This is a genomic window from Burkholderia sp. ZZQ-2, assembly GCF_050768715.1.
GTDB lineage: Bacteria > Pseudomonadota > Gammaproteobacteria > Burkholderiales > Burkholderiaceae > Burkholderia > Burkholderia cepacia.
In genome coordinates, this window is record NZ_LDVA01000165.1 from 1 (window position 1) to 17,528 (window position 17,528).

19 protein-coding genes and 1 pseudogene are annotated in these 17,528 nt (G+C 66.6%); 7 read left to right on the top strand and 13 right to left on the bottom strand.

Annotated features, from left to right (window positions below):
* The first annotated feature begins 81 nt into the window (after window positions 1-81).
* The gene (locus ABY44_RS09860; protein WP_060173506.1) at window positions 82-693 is read left to right on the top strand and encodes a cysteine hydrolase family protein; all 612 of its coding nucleotides are present in this window, start codon (window positions 82-84) and stop codon (window positions 691-693) included.
* A 19-nt stretch (window positions 694-712) separates the two neighbouring features.
* Here the strand turns inward: ABY44_RS09860 and ABY44_RS09865 are convergent, their stop codons facing one another.
* From ABY44_RS09865 to ABY44_RS09875, 3 genes are all read right to left on the bottom strand, one after another.
* Window positions 713-2,338 (bottom strand): amidohydrolase, encoded by a 1,626-nt coding sequence (locus ABY44_RS09865; RefSeq protein WP_060173505.1) that lies wholly within the window; start codon window positions 2,336-2,338, stop codon window positions 713-715.
* Window positions 2,339-2,755: 417 nt separating this feature from the next.
* Entirely contained in the window at window positions 2,756-3,571 is an 816-nt protein-coding gene (locus ABY44_RS09870; RefSeq protein ID WP_431641158.1) for a helix-turn-helix transcriptional regulator, read from the bottom strand.
* A gap of 233 nt (window positions 3,572-3,804) precedes the next feature.
* Window positions 3,805-4,281: a nuclear transport factor 2 family protein gene (locus tag ABY44_RS09875; protein ID WP_027789409.1), complete on the bottom strand. Its 477-nt coding sequence runs from the start codon at window positions 4,279-4,281 to the stop codon at window positions 3,805-3,807.
* 321 nt (window positions 4,282-4,602) lie between these two features.
* On the opposite strand from ABY44_RS09875, the gene ABY44_RS09880 reads away from it, so the two are divergent.
* Window positions 4,603-4,989, top strand: a complete 387-nt coding sequence (locus ABY44_RS09880; RefSeq protein WP_027789408.1) for a winged helix-turn-helix transcriptional regulator — start codon at window positions 4,603-4,605, stop codon at window positions 4,987-4,989.
* Window positions 4,990-5,479: 490 nt separating this feature from the next.
* Here ABY44_RS09880 and ABY44_RS09885 read toward each other — a convergent pair whose 3' ends face one another.
* A complete protein-coding gene (locus ABY44_RS09885) occupies window positions 5,480-5,863 on the bottom strand; it encodes a YXWGXW repeat-containing protein (protein ID WP_081072588.1) in 384 nt (127 codons plus the stop codon).
* A gap of 612 nt (window positions 5,864-6,475) precedes the next feature.
* Here ABY44_RS09885 and ABY44_RS09890 point away from each other — a divergent pair.
* Window positions 6,476-7,561 carry a porin gene (locus ABY44_RS09890; RefSeq protein ID WP_027789407.1) on the top strand — a complete coding sequence of 362 codons (1,086 nt, stop codon included), beginning with the start codon at window positions 6,476-6,478 and terminating at the stop codon, window positions 7,559-7,561.
* 176 nt (window positions 7,562-7,737) lie between these two features.
* Here ABY44_RS09890 and ABY44_RS09895 read toward each other — a convergent pair whose 3' ends face one another.
* Window positions 7,738-8,136, bottom strand: a complete 399-nt coding sequence (locus ABY44_RS09895) for a GreA/GreB family elongation factor (RefSeq protein WP_021162294.1) — start codon at window positions 8,134-8,136, stop codon at window positions 7,738-7,740.
* A 512-nt stretch (window positions 8,137-8,648) separates the two neighbouring features.
* Between ABY44_RS09895 and ABY44_RS09900 the strand changes: the two genes are divergently transcribed.
* Window positions 8,649-8,978 (top strand): DUF4148 domain-containing protein, encoded by a 330-nt coding sequence (locus ABY44_RS09900; protein ID WP_027789405.1) that lies wholly within the window; start codon window positions 8,649-8,651, stop codon window positions 8,976-8,978.
* Between the two features lie 154 nt (window positions 8,979-9,132).
* Here ABY44_RS09900 and ABY44_RS09905 read toward each other — a convergent pair whose 3' ends face one another.
* Window positions 9,133-9,594: a CBS domain-containing protein gene (locus ABY44_RS09905; protein WP_021162297.1), complete on the bottom strand. Its 462-nt coding sequence runs from the start codon at window positions 9,592-9,594 to the stop codon at window positions 9,133-9,135.
* Window positions 9,595-9,771: 177 nt separating this feature from the next.
* Here ABY44_RS09905 and ribA point away from each other — a divergent pair, with 177 nt between their 5' ends.
* On the top strand, window positions 9,772-10,422 hold the full coding sequence (gene ribA, locus ABY44_RS09910) for a GTP cyclohydrolase II (RefSeq protein WP_059484771.1): 651 nt from the start codon (window positions 9,772-9,774) through the stop codon (window positions 10,420-10,422).
* Window positions 10,423-10,573: 151 nt separating this feature from the next.
* Complete coding sequence (locus ABY44_RS09915; protein WP_060173503.1) at window positions 10,574-11,140, top strand: GNAT family N-acetyltransferase; 567 nt, start codon at window positions 10,574-10,576, stop codon at window positions 11,138-11,140.
* Window positions 11,141-11,161: 21 nt separating this feature from the next.
* Here the strand turns inward: ABY44_RS09915 and ABY44_RS09920 are convergent, their stop codons facing one another.
* The 4 genes from ABY44_RS09920 to ABY44_RS09935 all read right to left on the bottom strand — a co-directional run bounded on the left by ABY44_RS09920 (window position 11,162) and on the right by ABY44_RS09935 (window position 13,884).
* A complete protein-coding gene (locus ABY44_RS09920; RefSeq protein WP_021162343.1) occupies window positions 11,162-11,548 on the bottom strand; it encodes a VOC family protein in 387 nt (128 codons plus the stop codon).
* 257 nt (window positions 11,549-11,805) lie between these two features.
* Window positions 11,806-12,570 (bottom strand): hypothetical protein, encoded by a 765-nt coding sequence (locus ABY44_RS09925; protein WP_063807457.1) that lies wholly within the window; start codon window positions 12,568-12,570, stop codon window positions 11,806-11,808.
* 51 nt (window positions 12,571-12,621) lie between these two features.
* Window positions 12,622-13,230, bottom strand: coding sequence for an acyl-homoserine-lactone synthase (locus ABY44_RS09930; protein WP_027789397.1), 609 nt, complete (start codon window positions 13,228-13,230; stop codon window positions 12,622-12,624).
* A 210-nt stretch (window positions 13,231-13,440) separates the two neighbouring features.
* A complete protein-coding gene (locus tag ABY44_RS09935) occupies window positions 13,441-13,884 on the bottom strand; it encodes a DUF4902 domain-containing protein (protein ID WP_060173501.1) in 444 nt (147 codons plus the stop codon).
* Between the two features lie 73 nt (window positions 13,885-13,957).
* On the opposite strand from ABY44_RS09935, the gene ABY44_RS09940 reads away from it, so the two are divergent.
* Complete coding sequence (locus tag ABY44_RS09940) at window positions 13,958-14,677, top strand: autoinducer binding domain-containing protein (protein WP_027789395.1); 720 nt, start codon at window positions 13,958-13,960, stop codon at window positions 14,675-14,677.
* A gap of 50 nt (window positions 14,678-14,727) precedes the next feature.
* Here the strand turns inward: ABY44_RS09940 and ABY44_RS09945 are convergent, their stop codons facing one another.
* The 3 genes and pseudogenes from ABY44_RS09945 to ABY44_RS09955 form a co-directional block, all read right to left on the bottom strand.
* Window positions 14,728-15,435, bottom strand: coding sequence for an MgtC/SapB family protein (locus ABY44_RS09945; protein WP_021162348.1), 708 nt, complete (start codon window positions 15,433-15,435; stop codon window positions 14,728-14,730).
* 305 nt (window positions 15,436-15,740) lie between these two features.
* Entirely contained in the window at window positions 15,741-17,285 is a 1,545-nt protein-coding gene (locus ABY44_RS09950; protein WP_059813697.1) for a TolC family protein, read from the bottom strand.
* A pseudogene (locus ABY44_RS09955) lies at window positions 17,272-17,528 on the bottom strand (FUSC family protein); the annotation flags it as partial. The gene ABY44_RS09950 and the pseudogene ABY44_RS09955, both read right to left, overlap by 14 nt.

A 17,528-nucleotide genomic window follows, 5' to 3' on the forward strand; every position in this document is an offset into this window, starting at 1 on the left:
GGGGAACGTCCGGGCCGCGTCCGGCGGCGCCGGCTGGCCCGGCGCGCCGTTCCTTCGATACGCCAACCGAGAGAGCGACCCATGCAACATCCGACCATCCGTACCCTGGCGGGCGCGACCGCGCCGACATCGATCGCCGCCGCCCGCACCGCGCTGCTGGTGATCGAATTCCAGAATGAATACTTCAGCGGCCGGCTGCCGATTCCCGAGGGACCGCGCGCGCTGGGCAATGCGCAGCGCGTGATCGCGTTCGCCGATCGCGCGGGCATTCCGGTGTTTCACGTCCAGCACGTCGATTCGCCCGACAGCCCGATCTTCGCGGACGGCAGCGACGGCTTCCGCTTTCATGCGAGCCTGCAGCCGGCGCCGCATCACGCGGTCGTGAAGAAAACCTCGGTGAGCGTGTTCCCGACGACGGACATCGATGCACGCCTGAAGGCGGCCGGTATCGACACGCTGATCGTCACGGGCCTGATGACGCATGCCTGCGTGGCCGGCGCGGCACGCGACGCGGTGCCGCTCGGCTACGCGGTGATCGTCGTCGACGATGCCTGCGCGACGCGCGACCTCGACATCGCGGAGGGCGGCACGGTATCGCACCGCGATCTCCATCGCGCGACGCTGGCTGCGCTGTCGGACACGTTCGGCGACGTGCTGACGACCGAGCAGGTGCTGGCGCTCGGCGTCGCCTGACGGCCGCCGGGTTCGTGCTTCAGTCGGCCCAGCCCGGCGCGGCGTACACGACTTCGCCGCGGAAGCACGTCTCGATCACGCGGGTTTGCGCGAACGTCTCGACGGGATGGGCGAACGGATTGCGATCGAGGATCGCGAAGCTCGCGTCCTTGTCCGCCTCGAGCGAACCCGTGCAGTCGTCGAAGCGCAGCGCATACGCGGTGTTCACCGTATAGGCCTCGAGCATCGTGAGCAGGTCGAGGCGTTCGTGCGGATTCCACGGCGGGCTGTCGGGCTGGTCGATCAGCAGGTGCGTGACGCCCGTCTGGATGATTTGCATCGGGTCCATCGTGCTGACCGACCAGTCGGAGCCGGCCGCGAGCATCGCGCCGGCGTTGCGCAGGCTGCGGAACGGATAGTTGCGCGCGGTGCGTTCGGCGCCGAGCAGGTCGCGATAGAGCTGCTGCTGCTCTTCGCGCGCGGCCGTCCACAGCGTCTGCACGCTGGCGATCGCGCCGAGCCGGTTGAAGCGGCTCATGTCGGCCGGATCGACGAGCTGCAGGTGCGCGAGCTGCGCGCGGCGGTCGCGCATGCCGTTGCGGATCCGGACATATTCGAGCGCGTCGAGCGTCATGCGCACCGCGCGGTCGGCGAGCGTGTGGAAGTGCAGGTCGAAGCCGGCGGAATCGGCGAGCAGGCAGATCTCGTTCAGCGCGTCCTGGCTCCACAGCGCGAGGCCGCAGTCGTCGGTGCCGGCGTACGGCTCGAGCAGCGCGGCGGTTTTCGATTCGGGCACGCCGTCGACGAAGATCTTCACCGTATGCAGGCGCAGGTTGTCGCATTCGTACGCGCGACGCCAGGCGGCGAAGCGCTCGATCTGCTCGCGCGGATCGCGGCGCGGGTTCGCATAGAGGCCCGCGCTCATGTACACCTTCAGCGTGCCCGCGCGCTGCGCGTCGGCATACGCCTTGAGTTCGGCCTCCTCGACGCGTGCGTCGAACCAGCCGGTGATGCCGTAGCCGTGCGCCATCGCGTGCGCTTTCGCGAGCGACTTCGGGTAGCCGGCCGGGCTTAGTTGCGGAATGAGCGGGCAGACACGATAGAACGCCGCTTCGTGCACGACACCGTTCGGCGCGCCGGACGCGTCGCGTTCGTAAACGCCGCCGGCCGGGTCGGGTGTGTCGGCGTGGATGCCGGCCGCTTCGAGGCCCTTCGTGTTGAGGCAGCCGCTGTGCACGTCGAAGCCGACCACGAGCAGCGGCCGGTCGGGCACGATCCGGTCGAGCAGTTCGCGGGTCGGATACGCGCCGAATGCGGCCAGGTTGGCGCCGCCGAGATAGACCCACGGCTCGTTCGGCGTCGCATCGGCGCAGGCGCGGATGCGCTGCAGGATCGTGTCGGGATCGTTGATGCCGGACAGGTCGAAGTCGCCGAGGATCTGGTGGCCTTCGAGCGGGTGCACGTGGCCGTCGATGAGGCCCGGCAGCATCAGCCTGCCCGCCAGGTCGACGGTGCGCGTCGCGGGGCCGATGAGTGGACGGATATCGTCGTCGCGGCCGACCGCGACGATCTTGCCGTCCCGGGTGGCGAGCGCCTGCGCGAAGCGGCGCTGCGCGTCGCCGGTGTAAAGCAGGCCGTTCAGGTAGGCGGTGTCGGCGTATTGCATGTGTCTCCTCCGGATGGGGGCTGGTCGACGGGCGCACGTGTCCGGCGGGCGGGCCGAGGGGCTCGTCCGGTCGCGTGAACCCGGTCGGGTTGGAATGGGACGGGGGCGGCTATGTGCCGGTGCTGCGCGGCAGGCGCCGCGATGTGTCGCGGTGAAGGCCGGCCGCCGCCGGGGCGTCATGCCGATCGCGCCGCCGGGCCTGAAGCGGCAGATCGATGGGCGACGCGCGCGCGGCCGTGCGGGCCGGCGTCCATCCGGTATTCGGCATTCGGTGTCTCCGTGGCATCCGACGCGTTCCCGTCGTCGGGTGAGTCAGATACTAGGAGCGGGGCGGCCGGCTGTCTGTCATCGTTTTTAGGACAACCTGCGACAAAGCCGGCGGGGGCGGCGGGTGTGGCCGGGATGTGGAGTCGTCGTCTAGCGCCCGCGGTCTGCCGGCGGTTCTTCCTCGGTCACGCACCACGCGAACAGCCCGGCCCGGTTCGCCACGCCGAGTTTCGCGAGCGCGCGCCCGAGATAGGTGCGCACGCTGCTCGGCCTGAGTGCGAGCGTGTCGGCGATCCGGGGGACGGGCCGGCCTTGCAGCACCGCGCGGCACACGAGCCGTTCGCGCTGCGACAGCGTTGCGCCGCTGGCCGACAGGCGCTGTTCGAACCGCTGCAGCAGCGCGCCGTCGTCCGAGCGTGGCGTCAGGCGGGCGAGCCGCGCGTGCTGGATCAGCAGCGGCAGCACGAAATCGCCGAGCTGCCGCAGCAGCGCCAGTTCGGCCAGCGTATAGGACGGCTGGCCGCGCCGGCGGAACAGCGAGAACGCATAGACATAGTCGCGCTCGCTGCCGAGCAGCGTGCAGTCTTCGCCGAGTTCGCCGAGCGCGAACTGGCGGCCGTATTCGGTTGCCGTGTCGAAGTCCTCGTTGCACGAGAACACGAGCTGCGAATCGGTGGTGCGCTCGATATGCGGGAGCAGCGTGTCGTTGCGCCAGTCGCCCTGTGTATACAGATCGAGTGCGTGGCGCGTGCCGTCGGGATCGTCGCCGCCCGCGAAGAACAGCACGTCGACGCTGTCGACCGACTGCGACGGCGCGTCACGCCGGTAGCGCGTCGCGACGCTGTAATGGGACTGCGGATCGACGGTTTCGCGCAGCCAGGCCCAAAGCCGGGCGGGAAACTGCGGACTGCCGAGGCTGGCGACCAGGTCGCCGGCATTGCTGAGGGAAATATGGGCGGGGCTCATCGTTGACACCGTCTTCGCGAACGGCCGCCCGTGCCGGCCGTGTTTCGCGTGCGACGGCGAGCCGGCGGCGCGGCGGCCGGCGGTGCGGTCATGCGGGACGGAGGCCGGCGCGGCGGCGAAGCTCGATTGTAGGAGACTTCGCCGCCGCGAGGCATTCGCGCTTGCCCGGCGGGCGGCCGATCGTCCGTCGACGGGCGGCGCGCATCGTTGCGCGCCGTGTGGCGGCCTGCGCGTCAGAACATCGTGTTCGCGTTCGCGGACGTTTCGGGTACCGGCTGGATCACGTCCCAGTGTTCGACGATCTTTCCGTCCTTCACGCGGAAGATGTCGACGACGGCCTCGCCGCGGTCGCCCGGGCGCTCGGTCGCGTGCACGTGCAGGTAGACGAGGTCGCCGTCGGTTGCGCTGCGCACGATGCGCGCGCGCGACGCCGGGTTCTTCTGGAAGGCGCCGACGAAGTACGACACGAACGGCTTCTTGCCGTCCGGTACGTGCGGGTTGTGCTGTTTGTAGTCGTCCGCGACGACGGCGGCGGCCTCGACCGCTTCGTGCTTGTTGAAGAAGCGGTCGTAGAACGTCAGCACGAGCTGGCGGTTGGCTTCCTCGGCGGCCAGGTTGCGCGTGGCCGGGCCGGCGGCCAGCGCGGCCGTCGACGCGGCCAGCAGGACGAGCGCGGCAACGGTGCGAACGGGGGAGCGGAGCGATGACATGTAGCGGGTTCCTTGTCTGACGAAGCGTGGGTTGGCGCGCGATGCGCGACGGCGGGTCGGGCCGGCCATGACGATCGGCGGGCGACGGGGCAGGGTGGCGGATGCACGGGCGTTGTCGACGCGAGGGATTCGCCGCCCGGTTCGTATCGTCGAGATACGGACTAAGCGCGTCGTCGTCATGCTTCGTTGAACTGCCGAATCCGCGCGGCTGCCGGGCCGCTCGAATGGTACAGTTGCCGCGAACCCGTCACAAGAAGTCAGCGCGGTGTGAACAGGTCACACCGCGCTGACCATGCGTTGCCCTTGAAAGAGAATCCCGTCATGCCGTTCCCGCCCGCCGACGAAACCGTCGAACTCGATCAGCCCTGCCCGATCCGCGATGTGCTCGACCGCATCGGCGACCAGTGGAGCCTGCTCGTGCTCGAAGCGCTGTCCGGCGGGACGATGCGTTTCAACGAACTCGCCCGCGCGATCGGCGATGTGTCGAAGCAGATGCTGTCACGCACGCTCAAGCGGCTCGAGCAGGACGGCTTCGTCAGCCGCACGCTGTTCGCCGAAGTGCCGCCGCGCGTCGAATATGCGCTGACCGACCTCGGGCGTTCGTTCCTGACGCCGATGCAGGCGATGATCCAGTGGGCGGACGAACATCATCGTGCGATCTGCGCCGCGCGGCGCCGTGCACGGGAGCTGGACGGCGGCGGGCGCTGAGCAGGGCGTACGCGCTGTTTTGTCGATGGACGGTGTGCGGCGAATCGAGTGCGATGCGACGAGGCATGCCGCGATTGCATGTGCATTGCCGCATGTGATTTCGTTATCCGAATGATCTCGACGGGGCGGGCAGGCATCGCCGAAGTTGCAATGTGCTCCGTTCGTCCCGAATGCGGGAATGCACTGGCGGTGCCCCGCTTGAGGCGCACGCGCCGGGGCGATTGCGATGGCGCTCTTTCGCTGCATGGCGCATGAGAGGTGCGGCAGGGGCTGGCCGAACCGGGATGGCGCACCGCAGACCGGCGGGCATGTCGGCGGCCGAGGGTGCCTGATCCGATGGACGCCTGGGCGCATGCGTCGGGGCGAGGTGGGGCAGGGCGCGCGGGGGCGCCTGCCGGGCATCATGATGTCGAGGCTGAATGGCGCGGGTTCGTCGCGCCGTCTGGTTCCGGGGCTGCCATCGGCCGAATGCGGGGTGCCGCGCGCCTGCCTATCGCCACGTGCCGTCGACGTAGATCCACACCTGTCCCTGGCGGCGCCAGTAGCCGGGCACCCATCGACGCCCGGGGCGCCGTGCGACCCAGCGGCCCGGCACCCATATATAGCGGCCTCGCTGCCAGCGCCAGTAACCGTCCGTCCATATATAGCCGTGCGGCCGTGGCGGCGGTGGGCGGCGATCGTGTCTCGCGGCAGGCGGCGCGAAGCCCGGGCGGTCCGCATAGGGCGGCCTGCCGGGCACGTGGTTCGGGCCGGGCGGCCGATATCCCGGCGGCGGGGGCGGCACGGGCTGGGCCGAAGCGGCACGGAGCCAGCCGCCGGTGCCGACGAAGGCGGCGGTCAATCCGATGGCGCGCAACACGGAGCGTCGATTCATGGCGTGTCCTGTTCAGTATTCGAGGCTGCCTTACATTAGCCTGCCAGTCCGCCGGGCGGGTTACGCGTGCGGTCAAGGCTGTTACCGTGTGTCACGGCAGGCGGGCGAACCGCCAGCGGGCGGAGGCCGGTCTCGCTGTTTTTCTGCGGCTGACGATGGATGTTGCCCGCGCTGCACGAACGTCGCGTCCTGTTTACCGGCTGACGGATGTGTTTTAGGCGCTCGGAGCCAGAAATTCGAGATCGAATTGGGTAAAATTTGCCGATTCCGGGGTGCCGTGCCGAATCCGTTTGTTGTTTCTATGCAACCGTCAAGACGATGACATGAAAGAATGGTGCGATGGAAGCCTCCAAAAAGCCCCCGTCAAGAAGTCAAAAACAAACGTCAAAACAAATACTTATAACTCGGCCCCACTTTCATTATTTCTAGTTCTGGAAAAGCTTATTTCTTTATTTGCGGATCGCTCCCCTAGGGTACACCCCTAAACTCACGGTTCCCAAACGGGCAACTATCCGGGCGCGGCCAGCAGGATCGATGGCGCTCCCGGGCGGTTGCAGACCGTTTATGAACAAGGTCGCGAGACCTGCCTCTTTTTAGAAGGGAGCTCCACGAATGAACAAGACTCTGATCGTTGCAGCAGCTGCAGCATCGTTCGCAACCGTCGCTCACGCGCAAAGCAGCGTCACGCTGTACGGCGTGCTGGACGCAGGCATCACCTACCAAAGCAACGTCGGCGGCAAGTCGCTGTGGTCGATGGGCTCGGGCGTTGACCAAAGCCGTTTCGGTCTGCGTGGTTCGGAAGACCTCGGTGGCGGCCTGAAGGCAATCTTCACGTTGGAAAGCGGTTTCAACATCGGTAACGGCAAGCTGGGCAACAACGGCGGCATGTTCAACCGCCAGGCTTTCGTTGGCCTGTCGAGCCAGTACGGCACGGTTACGCTGGGTAAGCAATACGACGCAACGCAAGACTACCTGGCGCCGCTGACGGCAACGGGCTCGTGGGGCGGCACGTACTTCGCGCACCCGATCAACAACGATCGTCTGAGCACGAACGGCGACGTCGCGCTGAACAACTCGATCAAGTACACGAGCGCTAACTACGCTGGCCTGCAATTCGGCGGCACGTACTCGTTCTCGAACAACACGAACTTCGGCAACAACCGTGCATACAGCGCGGGTGCTGCATACCAGTTCCAAGGCCTGAAGCTGGCAGCAGCTTACTCGCAAGCGAACCTGGGTGACGGTACGAACACGAGCGGCGCATCGTCGATCAACGCACAAGGCCGTGTCCGTACGTACGGCGCTGCTGCTGGTTACGCATTCGGCCCGGCACAAGTCGGTGCTGCATGGACGCAATCGCGTATCGACAACCAGGCTAACGGTGTTGGCACGCTGCGCGCTGACAACTACGAAGTCAACGCAAAGTACAACCTGACGCCGGCTCTCGGCCTGGGTGCTGCTTACACGTACACGAACGCGAAGGTCAACAACGGCAGCTCGCACTGGAACCAGTTCGGCGTTCAAGCTGACTACGCTCTGTCGAAGCGCACCGACGTCTACGCACAAGCTGTGTACCAGCGTGGCGCGAAGGGCAACAACATCGTCGGCACGGGCATCTACAACGGCGACAACACGACGGCTTCGAGCTCGTCGATCAACCAAACCGCAGCAACGGTTGGTCTGCGTCACCGCTTCTAAGCGTGACGGCGGGGTAACCCGCTTCGCAGTATCGAAAAAGGCGCCTTCGGGCGCCTTTTTTTTCGTCTGTGGAACGAGGTGTCGGCGATTCGCATCCTCCGGATGCAAAAAAGCGAGGCGTGTGCCTCGCTTTTCTCGTTGTGCGTCGTTGCGGGGCGATACCCGCCGCAGATGGCTCAGCGCGTGTATTCGCCGTTGGCTTCCGGCTGGAACACGATCGCGGCGACCTTCATCAGCTTTTCGGCGCCGCTCGGCTGCATCACCTTGACCATCTGGCCGCGTTGGGTGCCCAACAGTGCCATACCGACGGGCGAGAAGACGTTCAGGCGGCCCAGTTCGAGATTGGCGGCATCCGGATAAACAATCGTCCAGGTGGCCTGTTCCTGGGACGCTTCGTCAAGCAGCGTGATTTGCGAATTCATCGTGACGACGTTCGCCTTGATGGCATCGGGCTGGACGATGTCGGCGCGCTCGAGCAGCGTATCGAGCATCGTCTGGAAGCGCGGGTTGTGTTCGGCGTGCTTCTCGAGGCGAGCAACGTCGAGTTCGGTCAACTGGTAAAGGCGTTGTTTCATGGCTGTTCTCCAAATGATCGGCAGGGGCAGGCGTGGCGTGCCTATGAGGATCGCCCGGAGCCTGTCTGACCTGGCTCCGGGAGGAGGCCGAGCCGTCAGATCAGGCGCCGGGCAGGGGCGAGCGGCGCTTGGGCCGTGCGTCGAGCGAGGGGATGCGCCGGATGGCCGGCGCGCGCGCACACGCCGGCCGGGCCGGACGGCGAAACCGAAAGGAGCGTGCGCGCGTACATGGTGGATGGAAGATCGACTGACGAATAAAACCTTACGATTCTACAACACAACCTTCGGAATATGTGATCTGGCCGTCGGCAGTTCGTCAGCGATTGTTGTGCTGCTGAAGCAAGTTGTCGCGATATCGCCCGAAAAATGTCGTCTATTTTTGTCGAAATCGCAACGCTGTATGTTCAAACTAAGGGTTTCCCCTTGGGAATGCGAGAACTACACTGCATTCAATCGCTTCAGACAGTCCTGCCGAGGCGACGTCATAAGAGAACATATTCCGGAGGTAAATCATGAAGTCGATCATCTACGCAGCCATCGCCGCATCCGTCCTTGCCGCCCCGATCGCATCGTTTGCACAGTCCGAGCAGGGTTTGACCCGCGACCAGGTCAAGGCCGAGCTCGTGCAACTCGAACAGAACGGCTACAAGCCGCTGGCGAGCGATTCGCAGTACCCGGACAACATCCAGGCCGCCGAACAACGCATTCAACCGAACCAGCCGATGCTCGCGCAAGCCGATACGAGCGGCTACGGTGCCGTGGCAACGGGTGCCGGGCAAGCCGGCCGCCGCATGACACGTGAAGCACCGAATCCCGTGAACTCGGTCTACTTCGGGAACTGAACACCGCCGGGTCTGCCCGAGCGCACCGCTTAATCGACGAGACGCGCGCCAGTTGCGCGCGTCATTCGCCCGCAGGAGCAGAACCTCCGTCGCCGCATTCCGGCGGCTTTCCGCCCAGACGCTCACGCGTTTGGGCCTTTTTTGCTGGGGCGGGTCAGGCGGACGTAACCGCAGGCGTACCGTGGATATAGTGTTCGAGCTGGCTGATCGTGAACTGCTGATCGGCAATCACGCTCTTGACGAGGTCGCCGATCGAGATGAGGCCGACCAGCTTGCCGCCGTCGAGGACGGGCAGGTGGCGCATCCGGTGTTCAGTCATCAGCGCCATGCACTCGTCGGTGGATTGCGACGGTTCGACGTAGCGTACCTTCGCCGTCATGATTTCCTCGACGCGGGTGGCTTTCGACGAGCGATCCTGCAGGACGACCTTGCGCGCGTAATCGCGCTCGGTGACGATGCCCGCTATGTCGTCGCCGTCCACGACCAGCAGCGCGCCGATGCCCTTTTCCGCCATCAGCTTGATGGCGTCGTAGACGAGATCGGTCTTCGTGACGGTATAGATGGTGCGGCCCGAATCCGGCTTGGCCTTGAGAATCTGCGCGACAGTCGTGCTCATTCGCTTTCTCCGTGTGCAGGTCGATGCAGGGCAGGCAGGGCGTGATGCGTGTCACCCGATGAGCCCAGTATAGCCGCGCAGGTGGCGGCAGTCGCGTGACGATTCCAGATTAGCGGTAAACTCCCGTCACGCACTATCCACACAACTCCTACATTCCTGAACGTTTCGATTGAATTCATGATGTCTTCGCGTCCACAATCGCCCACGCCGGGCAATGGCCAGGCCGACGAGTGCGTGACGCTCGTCGCCACCGCGTCGCTGCCCACACGCTACGGTACGTTCAAGTCGTACGCTTTCCGCGTATCGGGCAGCGATGCCGAACATCTCGCGCTCGTGATGGGTGACGTCGCCGGCGAGCAGTCCGTGCTGACGCGGCTGCATTCCGAATGCCTGACCGGCGACGTGTTCGGCTCGTACCGCTGCGACTGCGGCGAGCAACTCGATCTCGCGTTGCGCTACATCGCGGCCGAAGACCGCGGCGTGCTGCTGTATCTGCGCGGGCATGAAGGGCGCGGGATCGGCCTGAGCAACAAGATTCGCGCGTACGCGTTGCAGGAGCAGGGGCGCGACACCGTCGAGGCAAACCTCGACCTCGGCCTGCCCGACGACGCCCGCGAATACGACTCAGCCGCCGCGATCCTCCGGATCCTCGGCGTGACGTCGGTGCGGCTGATGAGCAACAACCCGGCGAAGTTCGACACGCTCGCGAAGCACGGCATTCCCGTCTGCGAACGCGTGGCGCTTGCGGTGCCCGTGCGCGAGGAAAACGAGCGTTATATCCGCACGAAGCAGACGAAGTTCGGGCATTACTTCGAAGAGAACGAGTAATCGCCGCGGGCGCTGCCGGCGCCCGTTTCTCGTCATCAGTTCCCGCGATCGTCGCCGGCGGACGCGACGATCACGATTTCCCCCTTCGTCCTCTCTGCCTTCGGGTTGGTGACGACACTCGCGTCATGCCGCCTGAACGATCCTGTTCCCCATGTCCACACCGTCGAAAATCGAAACCGCGCGTCTGACGCTGCGTCGCTGGCAGCCGGTGGATGCGGGCGCGCTGTCGGCGCTGCATGCGGATCCGGACGTGACCGCGTGGCTCGCGCGCGGCCCGATGTCCGTTGACGAGGCGAGCGACGTCATCGCGCGCTTCGACGCGCATTTCGATGCGTACGGTTTCGGCCCGTGGGCGATCGAGCGCCGCGCCGACGGGATGTTGATCGGGGTATGCGGCCTGTCGCACGAGGTGCGCGCAACGCACCCGATGGCGCCGTGCGTCGAGATCATGTGGCGGCAGGCTCGCCACGCATGGGGACATGGCTACGTCGCCGAAGCGGCTGCCGCCGCGTTGGCCGACGGGTTCGAGCGGATCGGGCTCGGCGAGATTCTCGCGTGGACCGCCGACACTAATCTACGATCGCAGCACGTGATGCAGCGGCTCGGCATGCACCATCAGCCCGCGCGCGATTTCGACCATCCTGCGTTGCCGGAAGGGCACGCGCTGCGTCGGCACGTCGTGTATGCCGCCCGCGCCGCCGGCCTGGCCGGCGCGTAACGACTCACGCGGATTCGCTCGTCAGCGCCACGTACCGTTCTGCAGCACGATCCGGTAGCCGTCGGCATCCTCGAAGGTCTGGCCGGATATTTCCCAGTACGGATTGAACGACGTCACGGGCATGAAGCCGTGTGCCGTGGCGCGCGCGCAGGCGGCTTCCCATTCCGGCCGATCGGGCAGGTAGAACACGATCAGGTCTTCCGGCGTCGGCGACGGCGCGATCGGATGGTCGGGGCAGTGCGTGAATTCGAAGTGATAGTCGAGGCCGTCGCGTCCGAGCATCACGCCGGAAAAGCCGTCGTGATCCTCAAAGCGTGCGAGAACGGACAGGTCGAGAGCGTCGCGATACATGCGCTCGGTTCGGGCGAGGTTGCTGACCGGGCGGGCAATGCGCAGATGGGCGTGCAAGATGGCCTCGGGGGAGCGTGGCAGACCCGCCGATGATAATCGATCCGGATTGTGGCGCGTCGGAATGCCCGGGCAGGCAATCGATGAAGGAGGGCGGTGGTATGGCCCCGCAATTCGAGCAGGCAAGAAAAAGCCCGCTACATTGAGCGGGCTGAATCCATGTTTGGAGACATGGAGGAGACAGACGTGAATTTAAGGGAAAACCCGAGGCATGGCAAGCCCTAGTTGTATCGATACAACTTCCTGTTGTGCCGCGTTCACATGCCGCCGGCCCGCGCATGCGCCGCAAACGCGCTGAATCGCTCCTGCGCGACCGGCAGCGCGAACTTGTCGCGCATCTCCGTCTCGATCCATGCACAGGCCTCGCGTGCGCAGTCGGTCAGCGCGTGGCGTGTCGCATGGCCGTCGATGTCGTAGACGAAGCGCACGCCGACCTCGTCGTCGGCGACCTGCCGCTCGAGCTGGTTGAGCTGCAGTTGTGGCCCGTGCTGCTGCGACAGCGCGCGCAATTCGTCGAAGTGATATTCGAGCCAGTCGGCAAAGAACAACGCGTCGCTGTGGCACGGCAGCCGGAAGGCCGCGCTGCGCGACGGACGCGGCCCGGCTTCACCGGCCGGTGCGTGCGATTCGCCGTCGGTGGCGATGGACATGTCGACAGGGGCGAGCGGATGCTGAAGCCGGCGGTAGGGCTCGCGATCGCGCAGCGCATGCCACAGCAATTCGTCACCGGCTGCTCCGGACGGCTGCATCGTCAGGTCATGCCGGCCTTCGCCGGCCGGGGCGATGTCGCGGATTACGAGGCGCAGCGAGCAGAGCGGCTCGTCCGCGACTAGCAACGTCGCCGCACGCGGCAGCCCGCAGACCAGCGGCGCCGCGCCGGCGGCACGGAACACGAGGCCGCGCCGGTCGAGCCGCACGAGCGGCAGCGGCCGTGGAAACGACGGGTAGGCGACCGCGATGCGGGCGCCGCCGGCGCTCGTCAACCCGGGCATCATCGCGCGAAAGACCTGAGACTGGTCCACGTTGATTCTCCTTCGTTACGATGCCGCCCGGACAGGAACGCGCGTTCCGGGTCAGGCGGCGATGGCTTGCCGGGCGGCCTGCCCCGGCTCGATTCCTAGCGCGGCAAACGTTTGCGGATCGATGTCGATCCAGCACGCGACCACCAGACGCCCATCTACCTGCTTCGGCGGGCCTGCGCGGTGCGCGTGTATGCCGATCCGGCGGAACAACCGCTCCATGCTCGCGAACGTCACGCCGATCAACTGCCGTGCGCCGAGCTGCGCCGCGCACTCGACGACGGCCGCGAGCATCGGGCGCACGGCCCATTCGGCGTTGCCCGGCCCGCCTTCGTCGTCGGTCGCCGCGAACCGGGACAGCTCCCAGACAGCGGCCGATTGCGGCAGCGGCATGTCTTCGGCGATCAGGTCGGCGAACAGCGACTTCAGCAGATACGGGCGCGTCGTCGGCAGCAGGCGTGCACATCCGCACATGTCGCCGCCGGCGTTTCGCGCGAACACGTAGACGGTATCGTCGCGATCGAACTGGTCGCGCTCGAAGCTTTCGTTCGCCGACGGGAGCGCCCAACCGAGCTGTTCGACGAACACACGGCGCCGATAGCGCCCGAGATCCGCTGCAAGTTCGTGTGGCAACCGCCCTTCCTCGTGAACGAAGGTCCGCATGGTGTCCTCGGATTTGTGCTTTTGTATGTGCGCATTACATCGCGCCGCACGAGGGGGCTGTAACTGGTAACTCTTACAGGGTGACGGTGGAATGACGCCGATCAGGACGTGGTAACGGTTTCTTGATCAACGGGATTGAAAACCGGGCCGCTTTTGCTTATAAAGAGCGCCAGCACTGCGGAAATTGTCAGAGGAATGCGGGGCCAGTTGTCACTGGAGCGTCGGACCGGCATGATAGGCGTCGTTGTGCCCGAGCAGGGCCGACGCGACCGCTGCGGGCCAGTCGATGCACGCGAGCCGCGCGGCAAGCGCGGCGGCCGTGCGGAACATGCCGATGTCGGCACCCGTGGCGTCGACGGCCATCACGTTGCTGCGGACGTCGCTGCCCGCGATCACGAACGTGCCCGTCGCGCGTTCGAGGTACCAGTCCCAGCCGACCGTCACGTAAGCGACGCCGGCACTGGCCGGGCGATGCCATTCGGTATAACCGGCGAGGCGTGCGTCGATTGCGCTGTCGCGCAGTTCCGCACGCAGCGATGCGTCGAGGCCGCTTGCGACATGGTCGAGCGCGAGCACGGCCAGTGCGCTTTCTGACAGGCGTACGTAGCCGTCCGGGGACGGGCCGGGGACCGGGTGCAGCAAAGGTGAAGTCATGCGCGGAATGTATCAGCGTCGAACGGGTGCTGGAACCTGACAAGTATGACAGCGTGACGTTGTCGGAGAATGAATGGAACTGCGCTGGCAGGATGCCTATCAACAATTCAGTGCCGCGGAAGACGAGCAGCAGCTCTTCCAGCGGATTGCCGCCTATTCCAAACGGCTGGGATTCGAATACTGCTGTTATGGCATTCGCGTGCCGCTGCCGGTATCGAAGCCGTCGGTAGCCATCTTCGATACCTATCCCGACGGCTGGATGGCGCACTATCAGGCGCACAACTACATCGAGATCGATTCGACGGTTCGTGACGGCGCGCTCAGCACCAACATGATCGTCTGGCCGGACGTCGACCAGATCGAACCGTGCCCGCTGTGGCAGGACGCGCGGGATTTCGGGCTGTCGGTGGGCGTCGCGCAATCGAGCTGGGCGGCCCGCGGCGCGTTCGGCCTGCTGAGCATCGCACGCCATGCGGACCGCCTGACGCCGGCCGAAATCAACATGCTGACGCTGCAGACGAACTGGCTCGCGAACCTGTCGCATTCGCTGATGAGCCGCTTCATGGTGCCGAAGCTGTCGCCGGCGGCGGGCGTCACGCTGACCGCGCGCGAGCGCGAGGTGCTGTGCTGGACGGCCGAGGGCAAGACCGCGTGCGAAATCGGCCAGATCCTCAGCATCTCGGAGCGAACGGTCAACTTCCATGTCAACAACATCCTCGAGAAGCTGGGTGCGACGAACAAGGTCCAGGCGGTCGTCAAGGCAATCTCGGCCGGGCTGATCGAGGCGCCCTGACCTCGAACGACGGCGGGCGGCAGCGCGAAATGCCGCTGCCGTCAGGCCGCTCACTCCATCATCGGCTCCGCTTCCTTCGCGGTCCAGCTCACGCTGGAAATGCTCTTCTCCATGCTCATCCGGCTCGCGATCTGCTCGAGCTTCTGCTGATCCTTCGGATGCAGCTTCAGTGTCGCGGTCACCTTCAGCCGGTCCGGCTGGTCGGGCACGTCCTCGCTCGTGAGGCTCTGGAACGACAGCGGCTTCGCATACATCGAGTTCGACAGCAGCGTGCGGATGTGCACTTCGTCGGCGGTCAGGCAGATCACGGTGATCTGGTATTCGCGCACGAGATCGGCGTTCGACACCGGGGTTGCGTTGATCGCCTGGCTGACGCCGCGCAGCACCGTATTGGTGAGGAGTACGACGCCCGTGCCGGCAAGCGCGGGCACGTAATGACCGGAGCCGGCCAGTACGCCGACGGCGGCCGAGCACCACAGGGTCGCGGCCGTGTTGATGCCCTGGATCGAGCCCTTGTCGCGCATGATCACGCCGCCGCCGAGAAAGCCGACGCCCGATACGACGTATGCGGCGATCTGCGTGACGCCCGCGACGCCGTTGCCGGTCAGCACGCCGAGCGTGACGAACAGGCACGCGCCGCTCGCGACGAGCGTGATCGTGCGCAGGCCGGCCGTGCGCTGGCGCATCTGGCGCTCGAGGCCGATGGCGACGCCGCAGGCGAACGCGGTGAAAAGGCGGAGTGCGAAATCGAAAGTCATGGTTGTCCTGCCGTGCAAGAAGCGCGTGCCGTCCCGCGTCGCTGCGGCGCAAGGCCGAAGGCGACACGACGATAGCCGTCATCGCGCGGTACTGTACCGCGCGAATGCGTCATTCAGTGTGAAACGGTGGGCGTGCGGCTCGCGGAACGCGAGCCGGGCAGGAGAACTGCGTCGGACAGGCGTTCAGGCGGCAAGCGGCGCACGCAACGGAGTGCTGCAACTGTCCACGATGGTTCCTGAAGGAAGAATGGGCGGCATTCTAGTGGGCGGCGCGCGCATGCGTCAACCGCCTCGCGGCGGTCGTGCTACTGCGCCGAGCCGATCGTCCCCGTCGCGAGCGCGAGCGCGGCGGCAGCGGACAGTGCACCGGCATAGCTGTCGACCTCCGCGTTGCGCGCGGCGAGCAACTGGCTTTGCGCGATCGTCGCATCGGTGACCGAACCGACGCCGTTCCGGTACGCGGTCAGCGCCGCGTCGTAGCTCGTCTGCGCGGCATCGACGAGCGCCTTCGCGGCGTCGTGCGACGCAAGGCTCGTCTGCACCGCGTTCTGCGCGGCGACCACCTGGCGGACGGCTTCCTCCTTGGTTCGCGTGAGTCGCGCGGACGCGCTTTCCGCGTCGTTGCGCGCCTGCATCAGTACGGCCGAGCGCATGCCGCCGTCGTACAGCGGGATCGTCACGCCGAGGAACACGCCGCCGCCGTAGCGGCTGCCGTTAAGGTTGACGGTCGGTGACTGGTCGCCGATCGCGGGCAGCGCGGAGATGGACGTGCCGCCGCTCGCGTACGACGTCGACGCAGACAGGAAGATCTTCGGCATGAACGCGGCTTCCGCGGCCTTGATCTTCGCGCGATTGGCTTTTTCAAGCGCGAACGCGCCCTGAAGGTCGGGGCGGCGCGCAATTGCGTCCGACACGATCGCGTCGACCGACGAGCCGAGTGCGGGCGGCAGCGGCCGCTTCGGCAGTGCGGCGATGGTCGGCTTCGACAGCGGCGAGATGCCGAGCGCGGAGACGAGGGCGAGGTAGCTGTCGCTCTCCGCGCCGTTCGCCTGCACGAGCGCGAGGTTTGCCTGCGCGCGGTTCTGCGTCGCCTGCGCGAGCTCGACGACCGTGCCGACGCCGTGCTTGAGCCGCGCGCGGGAGGCCGCGAGGATCGCGTCCGCGTTCGCGAGACCCTGCTGCGCGCTGAGGGCGCGCGAGCGCGCGGCTTCGTAGCGGTAGTACGCGACGGTCACGTCGTGGATCACCTGCTGATGCACGGCCGTGAACGCGACGTTCGACGCGATCGACGCCTGCTCGGCCGCCTCGACGCGCGCCGCGCGGCCGCCGAAATCGAACAGCAGCCATTGCAGCGACAGCGCCGAGATCGTGCCGTGAACGGTGGTGTCGCTCGACGAGTCGCCGAGGATCGTCGACGTCGAGCCGTGGTTGGCCTGGTACGCGCCCATGGCCGTCGCCGACAACCTCGGCAGGTAGGCGGCCTTGGCCAGGCCGACCGCGAGCGCCGCGTTGCGCGCGTCGTTCCAGGCGATGCGGGTCAGCGGGTTCGCCGACTCGGCGAGATCGATCAGTTCGGGCAGCGTGTACGCGTGCGCGGCATCGAGCGCAGCCGGCGGCGAGACGGATGCGAGCGCGGGCGACGCGGGCAGCGTGTAGTCGTGCGAACCTTGCGCGGATGCGCGCGGCGGGCCCGGCACGATGTCGCCGGCAGCCGACGTCTGCGGCTGCCATGGGCGGTCGGACGCCTCCGGCGCCAGATCGATCGACGACGTCGCGCAGCCGGCCAGCGCGACGGCGGTCGCGAGGGCGGCGGCGGCGATCGAGGCGGCCGGCGGTTCAGGTAGGCGCATGGGGGGCAGGCTCCTTCGGTGTGGCTTGACGGGCGGCGTCGGCGATGTGCGCGAGCCGCGTGTCGATCAGGTTCAGCAGCGCGTCGCGCGCGGGGTCGGCAGGGGCGAGGCCCGGCGCGGTGGCAGGCGGCGCGGGCGAATCCGCATGACGCGCGGCTTCGTCGTCGCGCGGGTCGGTCACGCGCGCGAGCTGCGCGGCGATCGCCGCGTCGCCGGGCTTGCGTTCGGCGAGCAGGAACAGCG

Coding starts and splice junctions, on each gene's coding strand:
- ABY44_RS09915 (WP_060173503.1), top strand. CDS start 10,574: ATGTCCACACCGTCGAAAATCGAAACCGCGCGTCTGACGCTGCGTCGC.
- ABY44_RS09885 (WP_081072588.1), bottom strand. CDS start 5,863: ATGAATCGACGCTCCGTGTTGCGCGCCATCGGATTGACCGCCGCCTTC.
- ABY44_RS09895 (WP_021162294.1), bottom strand. CDS start 8,136: ATGAAACAACGCCTTTACCAGTTGACCGAACTCGACGTTGCTCGCCTC.
- ABY44_RS09875 (WP_027789409.1), bottom strand. CDS start 4,281: ATGTCATCGCTCCGCTCCCCCGTTCGCACCGTTGCCGCGCTCGTCCTG.
- ABY44_RS09935 (WP_060173501.1), bottom strand. CDS start 13,884: ATGACTTCACCTTTGCTGCACCCGGTCCCCGGCCCGTCCCCGGACGGC.
- ABY44_RS09950 (WP_059813697.1), bottom strand. CDS start 17,285: ATGCGCCTACCTGAACCGCCGGCCGCCTCGATCGCCGCCGCCGCCCTC.
- ABY44_RS09890 (WP_027789407.1), top strand. CDS start 6,476: ATGAACAAGACTCTGATCGTTGCAGCAGCTGCAGCATCGTTCGCAACC.
- ribA (WP_059484771.1), top strand. CDS start 9,772: ATGATGTCTTCGCGTCCACAATCGCCCACGCCGGGCAATGGCCAGGCC.
- ABY44_RS09880 (WP_027789408.1), top strand. CDS start 4,603: ATGCCGTTCCCGCCCGCCGACGAAACCGTCGAACTCGATCAGCCCTGC.
- ABY44_RS09870 (WP_431641158.1), bottom strand. CDS start 3,571: ATGAGCCCCGCCCATATTTCCCTCAGCAATGCCGGCGACCTGGTCGCC.
- ABY44_RS09860 (WP_060173506.1), top strand. CDS start 82: ATGCAACATCCGACCATCCGTACCCTGGCGGGCGCGACCGCGCCGACA.
- ABY44_RS09945 (WP_021162348.1), bottom strand. CDS start 15,435: ATGACTTTCGATTTCGCACTCCGCCTTTTCACCGCGTTCGCCTGCGGC.
- ABY44_RS09905 (WP_021162297.1), bottom strand. CDS start 9,594: ATGAGCACGACTGTCGCGCAGATTCTCAAGGCCAAGCCGGATTCGGGC.
- ABY44_RS09900 (WP_027789405.1), top strand. CDS start 8,649: ATGAAGTCGATCATCTACGCAGCCATCGCCGCATCCGTCCTTGCCGCC.
- ABY44_RS09865 (WP_060173505.1), bottom strand. CDS start 2,338: ATGCAATACGCCGACACCGCCTACCTGAACGGCCTGCTTTACACCGGC.
- ABY44_RS09940 (WP_027789395.1), top strand. CDS start 13,958: ATGGAACTGCGCTGGCAGGATGCCTATCAACAATTCAGTGCCGCGGAA.
- ABY44_RS09930 (WP_027789397.1), bottom strand. CDS start 13,230: ATGCGGACCTTCGTTCACGAGGAAGGGCGGTTGCCACACGAACTTGCA.